The 7,902-nt window shown below is 46.0% G+C and carries 8 protein-coding genes; 5 read left to right on the forward strand and 3 right to left on the reverse strand.

Annotation, left to right across the window (positions count from 1 at the left end; genetic code table 11):
• The 5 genes from hslU to ubiB form a co-directional block, all read left to right on the forward strand.
• Window positions 1-1,155 (forward strand): ATP-dependent protease ATPase subunit HslU (gene hslU, locus B3182_RS05620; protein ID WP_292751909.1); only part of this gene is annotated, 1,155 nt, incomplete at its 5' end.
• 8 nt (window positions 1,156-1,163) lie between these two features.
• The gene (locus tag B3182_RS05625; protein ID WP_292356319.1) at window positions 1,164-1,529 is read left to right on the forward strand and encodes a DUF971 domain-containing protein; all 366 of its coding nucleotides are present in this window, start codon (window positions 1,164-1,166) and stop codon (window positions 1,527-1,529) included.
• A gap of 7 nt (window positions 1,530-1,536) precedes the next feature.
• Window positions 1,537-2,283, forward strand: a complete 747-nt coding sequence (gene ubiE, locus B3182_RS05630) for a bifunctional demethylmenaquinone methyltransferase/2-methoxy-6-polyprenyl-1,4-benzoquinol methylase UbiE (RefSeq protein WP_318988379.1) — start codon at window positions 1,537-1,539, stop codon at window positions 2,281-2,283.
• Window positions 2,284-2,286: 3 nt separating this feature from the next.
• The gene (locus B3182_RS05635) at window positions 2,287-2,889 is read left to right on the forward strand and encodes a ubiquinone biosynthesis accessory factor UbiJ (protein ID WP_292356317.1); all 603 of its coding nucleotides are present in this window, start codon (window positions 2,287-2,289) and stop codon (window positions 2,887-2,889) included.
• On the forward strand, window positions 2,886-4,553 hold the full coding sequence (gene ubiB, locus B3182_RS05640; RefSeq protein WP_292356315.1) for a ubiquinone biosynthesis regulatory protein kinase UbiB: 1,668 nt from the start codon (window positions 2,886-2,888) through the stop codon (window positions 4,551-4,553). Before B3182_RS05635 ends, ubiB begins: the two co-directional genes overlap by 4 nt.
• Here ubiB and B3182_RS05645 read toward each other — a convergent pair whose 3' ends face one another.
• The 3 genes from B3182_RS05645 to mpl all read right to left on the reverse strand — a co-directional run.
• A complete protein-coding gene (locus B3182_RS05645; RefSeq protein ID WP_292356313.1) occupies window positions 4,554-6,221 on the reverse strand; it encodes a formate--tetrahydrofolate ligase in 1,668 nt (555 codons plus the stop codon).
• 72 nt (window positions 6,222-6,293) lie between these two features.
• On the reverse strand, window positions 6,294-6,902 hold the full coding sequence (locus B3182_RS05650) for a UbiX family flavin prenyltransferase (RefSeq protein WP_292356312.1): 609 nt from the start codon (window positions 6,900-6,902) through the stop codon (window positions 6,294-6,296).
• Window positions 6,895-7,902: UDP-N-acetylmuramate:L-alanyl-gamma-D-glutamyl-meso-diaminopimelate ligase (mpl, locus tag B3182_RS05655; RefSeq protein ID WP_292746948.1), on the reverse strand; the 1,008-nt coding region annotated here is incomplete at its 5' end. The genes B3182_RS05650 and mpl, both read right to left, overlap by 8 nt.

Below are 7,902 nucleotides of genomic sequence, written 5' to 3' on the forward strand. Positions count from 1 at the left end.
GGTCCAACCGGTGTGGGTAAAACTGAAATCGCCAGAAGACTGGCTTCCTTGGTAAACGCTCCATTTATTAAAGTTGAAGCGACTAAATTTACCGAGGTCGGTTATGTCGGTCGTGATGTTGAATCAATTATTCGTGATCTAGCCGAAAGCGCGATGAAAATGTTGCGTGAAACTGCCATTAATGATGCCAAACCGCTTGCCATTGATGCGGCAGAAGAACGTATTCTTGATTCATTGCTGACACCTGCCCGCGGCACATTGACCGAAGAAGAATCAAATACCCGACAAAAATTCCGCAAAATGCTGCGTGAAGGCAAACTTGATGATCGGGAAATTGAACTGGAACTGGCACAACATCAGATGGGTGTTGAAATCATGACACCACCGGGAATGGAGGAACTCACCAGCCAGTTACAGGATATGTTCCAAAGTATGGGTAACCAACGCAAGTCAACCCGAAAACTGACCGTGGCCAAAGCTATGCGTTTAATCAGTGAAGAAGAAGCTGCCAAGCTGATTAACGAAGAAGATTTAAAAGCTGAGGTTATTAACCGTGTCGAACAAAATGGCATCGTTTTTCTCGATGAAATAGACAAGATTACTCATCGTGGTGAAGGCGCCGGCAGTGGTGCCGATGTCTCACGCGCAGGTGTGCAACGTGATTTATTACCTTTGGTGGAAGGCAGTACGGTTTCAACCAAATATGGCATGTTGAAAACGGATCATATTCTGTTTATTGCCTCTGGTGCTTTTCATTTGAGCAAGCCTTCAGACTTGATCCCGGAATTGCAGGGTCGTTTACCCATCAGAGTCGAGCTCAATGCGCTGACAACAGAAGATTTTGTCAGAATTCTGACCGAACCGGATGCCTCGCTTACTGAACAATACTCAGCTTTAATGGGTACTGAATCTGTTGATTTGAGTTTTACAGCTGATGGTATCAAACGTATCGCCGAGCTTGCCTGGCAAGTAAATGAAAAGACCGAGAATATTGGTGCCCGTCGTCTGCATACCCTGCTGGAAAGGTTGTTGGAAGATATTTCCTATGAAGCGGGTGAAGAATCTCAACAAAAATTTATCATTGATGAAGATTATGTCAGTCAACAGCTGTCAGAGCTGGTGCAGGACGAAGATTTGTCACGCTATATTCTTTAAGGACTTTTATGAGCCAGGCACCATTGCCAAGCGAAATTCAACTACATAAGCATTCCCGTAAACTGGAACTAGTCTACGGGGTTGACCATTATTTGCTATCAGCAGAATTCCTGCGAGTGCACTCCCCTTCTGCCGAAGTCCAGGGGCATGGTCCAGGTCAAGAAGTGCTTCAGGTGCAAAAAGAAAAAGTGGGCATCAGTAATATTGAACCAGTTGGCCATTATGCCATCAAAATTTATTTCGATGATGGTCATGACAGCGGTCTGTTCAGCTGGGAATATCTTTATGAACTCTCGATTAATCAAGATGAATACTGGCAAACCTATCTGGAAAAATTAATGGCTGAAGGATACGAGCGTCAACAAGACGCCTGAGGGAATTATGGAAGACAACAACACTACCCATTTTGGCTTCAAGCAAGTTCCTACTGAGGAAAAAGCTAAACATGTCGCCGAGGTATTTCATTCTGTCGCCGGTCGATACGATTTAATGAATGATTTGATGTCAATAGGGATTCATCGGCTTTGGAAACGTTTTACTTTACATAACAGTAATGTGCGCCGCGGTGCCAAAGTCCTGGATATTGCCGGTGGAACGGGTGATCTGACGGCAAAGTTCGCCGATATGGTTGGGCCAACCGGTAAAGTGGTGTTGGCAGATATTAATGCCTCCATGCTGAATGTTGGTCGTGATCGGCTTACCGATCTAGGTAAAGCCGGTAATATTGAATATGTTCAGGCCAATGCTGAAGCGTTGCCTTTTCCTGATAATACATTTGACTGTATCACCATTGCTTTTGGTCTGCGCAATGTCACGGACAAAGACAAAGCGCTTGCTTCAATGTTGCGGGTACTTAAACCAGGCGGAAAATTAATGATTCTGGAGTTTTCCCAACCTGTCAGCTGGTTAACTCCACTCTACGATACCTACTCGTTCAAAGTATTACCGGCGTTGGGCAAACTGTTTACCAATGATGCTGAAAGTTATCGCTATCTGGCTGAATCGATTCGCATGCACCCGGATCAGTCCAGCCTTAAAAAAATGATGGAAGATGCCGGTTTTGAACGCGTTGACTTCATCAATATGTCTGCGGGCATTGTGGCGTTGCATAGTGGTTATAAATTTTAAATCATGAGTTTATTGTTAAAGTCGCTTGAAATAGCACTAAATCATGCTTTGCGTTTTGATATGGAAAGTCATGAAAAGCTTCAGCATTTTGCCAATCGTAGTATTCGAATTGATATTACCAATCTGAATATTGCCGTTATCGTCAGATTTACCGATGATCGGATTCTGCTAGAAGCAGCCGAAGAACATGTCGCGGATTTAATGATCAAAGCAGATAGCTTTGCCTTGCTGAAACTAGTACAGCAACCGGACAGCTTGTTTTCCAATCAGATTCAAATCCGTGGAGATGTCCAGTTTGCCAAACAGTTACAGGACTGGCAGCAACACTTTGATTTCGACTGGGAGCAACAACTTGCCAGAGTTACCGGTGATACCTTGGCTTATCCGCTGGCTCAGAGACTTCGACGTGGTTTTGACTGGTTAAATTACAATCGCTCAGAATTTGAGCAAAGTTTGGCCGAATATCTACGAGAAGAAAGTCAGTATTTGCCGGATAAATCGCAAACAGAGCGGTTTATGCAAAATGTGGATCTGCTTCGTGCCGATACCGAACGACTGGAAGCCCGAATAAAAAGACTGCAAAACCTTATCGAGAAAAAAACATGAAGCTCAGTCAGTTCGGACGTTTATTGCAAATAAATCATGTGCTTGGTCGCCATCGTCTCGACGAATTGATTCTGGCCATACACTTTTTCCGGCCTTATCGTTTCCTCAGCTGGTTTTCACCCTATCGCTGGCGTCATAAAGCTGACTTGCCCAGAGGGGAGCGAATTCGTCTCGCGTTGCAGGATTTAGGACCGATTTTTGTCAAGTTTGGTCAAATCCTGTCTACCCGCCGAGATTTATTACCTGAAGATATCGCCGATTCATTGGCAAAACTGCAGGATCAGGTTGCGCCCTTCCCTAATGATGTGGCGTTAGCTCTAATCCATGCTGCTTATGAAGAAGGCGAACCGGAACGTATTTTCAGTCATATTGAAGCTGAACCATTGGCCTCTGCATCAATCGCGCAGGTACATGCCGCGACCTTAACTGATGGTAAACAGGTCATTCTCAAACTGGTACGCCCGGGAATTGAGAAAGTAATTCGTCGCGATGTTGACCTGCTTTATACCCTTGCCGGCCTGGCTGAAAAATACTGGTCAGAAGGCAAACGCCTGCGTCCCCGTGAGGTGGTTGCTGAGCTGGAAAAAAACCTGTTTGATGAGTTAGATATGCTGCGTGAAGCAGCCTCAGCATCGCAATTGAAACGGCATTTTGCTGATGAAAGGTTGTTGTACGTTCCGGAAGTTTACTGGTCACTGACCAGACCGAACCTGTTAGTACAGGAACGGGTATTTGGCGCACCAATCAGCAATATAGCGTTATTAAAACAACATAATATCGATTTAGAACTGCTGGCGACAATCGGTGTGGAAATTTTCTTCACCCAGGTCTTCAGACACAGCTTCTTTCATGCCGATATGCATCCGGGCAATATTCTGGTCGATGTCAGCAATCCACAATTGCCGCGTTATATCGCCATTGATTTTGGCATTATGGGTACGCTGTCGCCGGATGATCAACGTTATCTGGCTGAGAACTTTCTGGCATTTTTCAATCATGATTATCGCCGTGTTGCTGAGCTTCATATCCAATCCGGATGGGTACCGGCAGAAACCCGAATGGATGAATTTGAATCGGCTATTCGCAGTGTTTGCGAGCCTATTTTTGCCCGTCCACTGAAAGAAATTTCATTTGGGCAGTTATTGTTAAGACTTTTCCAAACTGCCCGACGCTTTAATATGCAGATCCAGCCGCAACTGGTTTTACTACAAAAAACACTGCTGAACATTGAAGGTTTGGGACGTGACCTGTATCCCGACCTGGATTTATGGCAAACCGCCAAGCCAATTCTGGAACAATGGATGAAAGAAAAGCTGGGTTGGCAGGCGGCCGTTAAATCACTGCAGAAAGAAGTACCAACCTGGGCAGAGACATTACCGACCTTGCCCCGAATGCTGCATGACCTGACCAAACAAGCTCAAGCGGGTCAATTGCATATGCAATTATCGTCTAAGGATTTGGACAAGATCCGTCAGGAAGTACGCCATTCCAGCTACCGTACGGCCACAGCCGTCAGTGGCGCCGCCTTTATTGTGGGTGCAGCTATTATCAAAGGTCTGGATGGCTATTCAGCCAATATGCTGGCTGGCATGCCCGTACTTAGTTGGGTTCTGGGACTTTGGGGTGGCTTAATGCTTTATTTCAGTCTGCGGCGTTCCGGCTAATCAGAACAAGCCACTGATAACACCTTTATCATCAATATCAATGCGTTCTGCTGCAGGAATTTTCGGCAGGCCGGGCATGGTCATCACATCACCGCAAAGCACGACTATAAATCCTGCACCTCTCGACAAACGAACATCACGAATGGTCAGAGTGTGCTGCTCTGGGGCTCCGCGTAAACCAGGGTCACTACTGAATGAGTAAGGCGTTTTTGCCATGCATACCGGTAAATCTCCATGCAATGATTGAAATTCGCCGAGTTTTTTCATTACTTTTTTATCAGCGATCACCTCATTTGCCCCATACAACCGCATGGCGACAGCATTAATTTTTTCCCATAACGTCTCGCTGTCGCTATACAGCAATTTACATTTTCCAGGTTGCTGTAACTTTTCAACTACCGTCTGAGCTAATAACTCGGCTCCCGCTCCACCTTCAGCCCAATGACGGGCTAAAATGGCAGTTGCCCCCATGGACTCAACAGCATCCTTAATCAACGCAACTTCCGCATCACTGTCCTGAATAAAGTGATTTATTGCTACCACGCATTCCAGACCAAACTCGTTTTGTAAATTATGTAAATGCTTACGCAGATTGGTTAGTCCCGATTCAAGCGCCGTTAGATTCTCAGCAGCCAAATCCGGTACATTAACACCGCCATGGTATTTCAATGCCTTAACCGTCGCGACAACTACCGCAAGATCAGGACGAATACCGGCTTTCCGACATTTAATATTAAGAAATTTTTCCGCCCCCAAGTCAGCACCAAAGCCAGCTTCAGTCACCACATAATCGCTAAGCTTTAATGCCATTTTGGTCGCGATAACCGAATTGCAGCCATGCGCAATATTGGCAAAAGGCCCACCATGAACAAACGCAGGATTATTTTCCAGAGTCTGCACCAGATTCGGTTTAATGGCTTCTTTAAGTAAAGCTGTCATAGCACCCTGAGCGTTTAGATCATTGGCATATCTTGGTGTGCCATCAATTGAATATCCAATCAGAATATCACCAAGCCTTTGTTTTAACTCGGTTAATGACGCTGCCAGACAAAATATTGCCATGACTTCTGAGGCGACCACAATATCAAAGCGATCCTCGCGAACAAAGCCATTTGCAGGCCCCCCCATCCCTATCGTGATCTGACGTAAGGCCCGGTCATTCATATCCACAACCCGCTGCCAGGTAATTTTACGGGTATCCAGCTGCAGGCTATTGCCATGGTGAATATGATTATCAATCATTGCTGCTAACAGGTTATGTGCTGCTGCGATCGCATGAAGATCACCGGTAAAGTGCAGATTGATATCTTCCATTGGAACTACCTGCGAATAACCGCCACCGGCAGCTCCTCCTTTTAACCCAAAGCAAGGACCCATTGAGGGTTCGCGAACACAGACGGTGGCTTTTTTGCCAATGCGGTTCAACGCATCACTGAGACCAATAGTCGTGGTGGTTTTACCCTCACCGGCAGGAGTCGGGCTAATGGCTGTAACCAGAATCAATTTGCCATCTGGTTTTGTCGCCAGATCATCCATTACCTGCAGAGAAACCTTGGCTTTATAACGTCCATAGCTATCCAGATCATCCACCTGCAATCCTAATTTTTGCGTGGCGATATCCGTTATATTCTGCATTGTTGCCTGTTGGGCGATTTCAATATCTGACATGCTATTATCCGAATTTTGACTCTGCGGGCATTATACGCGAGTTAGTATATGGCTCAGTATCTTGGCCGATAATTACTCGCCCCAGCGTGGCATCAATTGATGTTTTATGGAGGCTTGATCGAGAATTCTGGCCACCACGAAATCGACAACGTCTTCAAGTGTCTGCGGTCGGAAATAAAAACCGGGATTAGGCGGCATAATACAAACACCCAGCCGGGAGAGTTTCAGCATATTCTCCAAATGGATGGGCGAAAAAGGAGCCTCACGGGGGACAACGATCAATTTACGTTGCTCTTTAATCATTACATCAGCGGCACGATTAATCAGATTATCGCTGCCGCCACAGGCAATGGCCGACAAGGTTCCCATGGTACACGGGCAGACAATCATCGTGGGCACTGAATGCGATCCGCTGGCAAGTGGCGATGACCATTGCTGCTCGCCATACAGTTTTATCTGTCCGGCCTGGCAACTAAATTGTTTTTCCAGTACTTTAGTGGCATCTGCTGCACGTGAGGGTAGTTTCCAGTCCAGCTCATCGGCTAATACAATTCGACCAGCAGCAGAAATCATCAGATGCACGGTGATTCCCTGCAATAACAACTGCTCTAGTAAACGTTTGGCATAGGGAGCACCCGATGCACCGGTAATGGCCAGCGCAACTTGTTTTGAATCAGTCATTGTTCAACGCATCCAGGATTTTTTGATGAATGCCGCCAAAACCGCCATTGCTCATCACCACAATATGGTCGCCTGATTTACTTTGATTAACCAATTGCTCGACGACATCATCAATGTTTCGAAGCAGTACCGAGCCATCGCCGAGTTGTTGCTGAATGTTATCTAACGACCAGGTTAACTGTGGATCCTGATAGAGAATGACCATATCAGCCGCGTTTAGTGATGCAGCTAAGGTATGCTCATGCACGCCCATTTTCATCGTATTGGAACGCGGTTCCAATACGGCAATCAATCGCTGTTGACCTATGTTGGCCCTTAACCCTTGCAAGGTGGTAGCAATCGCCGTGGGATGATGGGCAAAATCATCATATACTTTGATTCCCCGACATTCACCTCGTAGCTCAAGGCGACGCTTAACACCTTTAAACTGGTTCAATGCTTCACAGGCATGCTCCACAGTCACACCAACATGATGCGCGGCCGCAATAGCTGCCAGAGCATTATTAACATTATGCTGACCAAGTAAAGACCAATCCACTTTGCCGGTATTTTGGTTGTGTTGCACCGTAAAGCTATGTCCATCTTCTGCCGTTTCAGCTAATTGCCAGTCAGCCTGTACATCATTCAAGGTTTGTCTTGGTGTCCAGCAACCACGCTCCAGCGTCTGTTCTATTGCAGGGATAGCGTGCGGCGTAATCACCAAACCTTCAGCCGGAACAGTACGAATTAAATGATGAAACTGCGTTTGAATGGCAGCCAGATCAGCAAAGATATCAGCGTGATCAAATTCCAGATTATTAATGACTAAAGTACGCGGGTGGTAATGAATAAATTTGCTGCGTTTATCAAAAAATGCCGTGTCATATTCATCGGCTTCGATCACAAAGAAAGGGGTATTTCCAATCGCAGCAGACTGACCAAAATTACCGGGTACTCCACCGATCAAAAAACCAGGTTGCATACCAGCATATTCCAGAATCCAGGCCAGCATACTGCTGGT

The sequence above is a fragment of the Methylophaga sp. UBA4204 genome (assembly GCF_002379485.1).
In the GTDB taxonomy this organism is placed as follows: domain Bacteria; phylum Pseudomonadota; class Gammaproteobacteria; order Nitrosococcales; family Methylophagaceae; genus Methylophaga.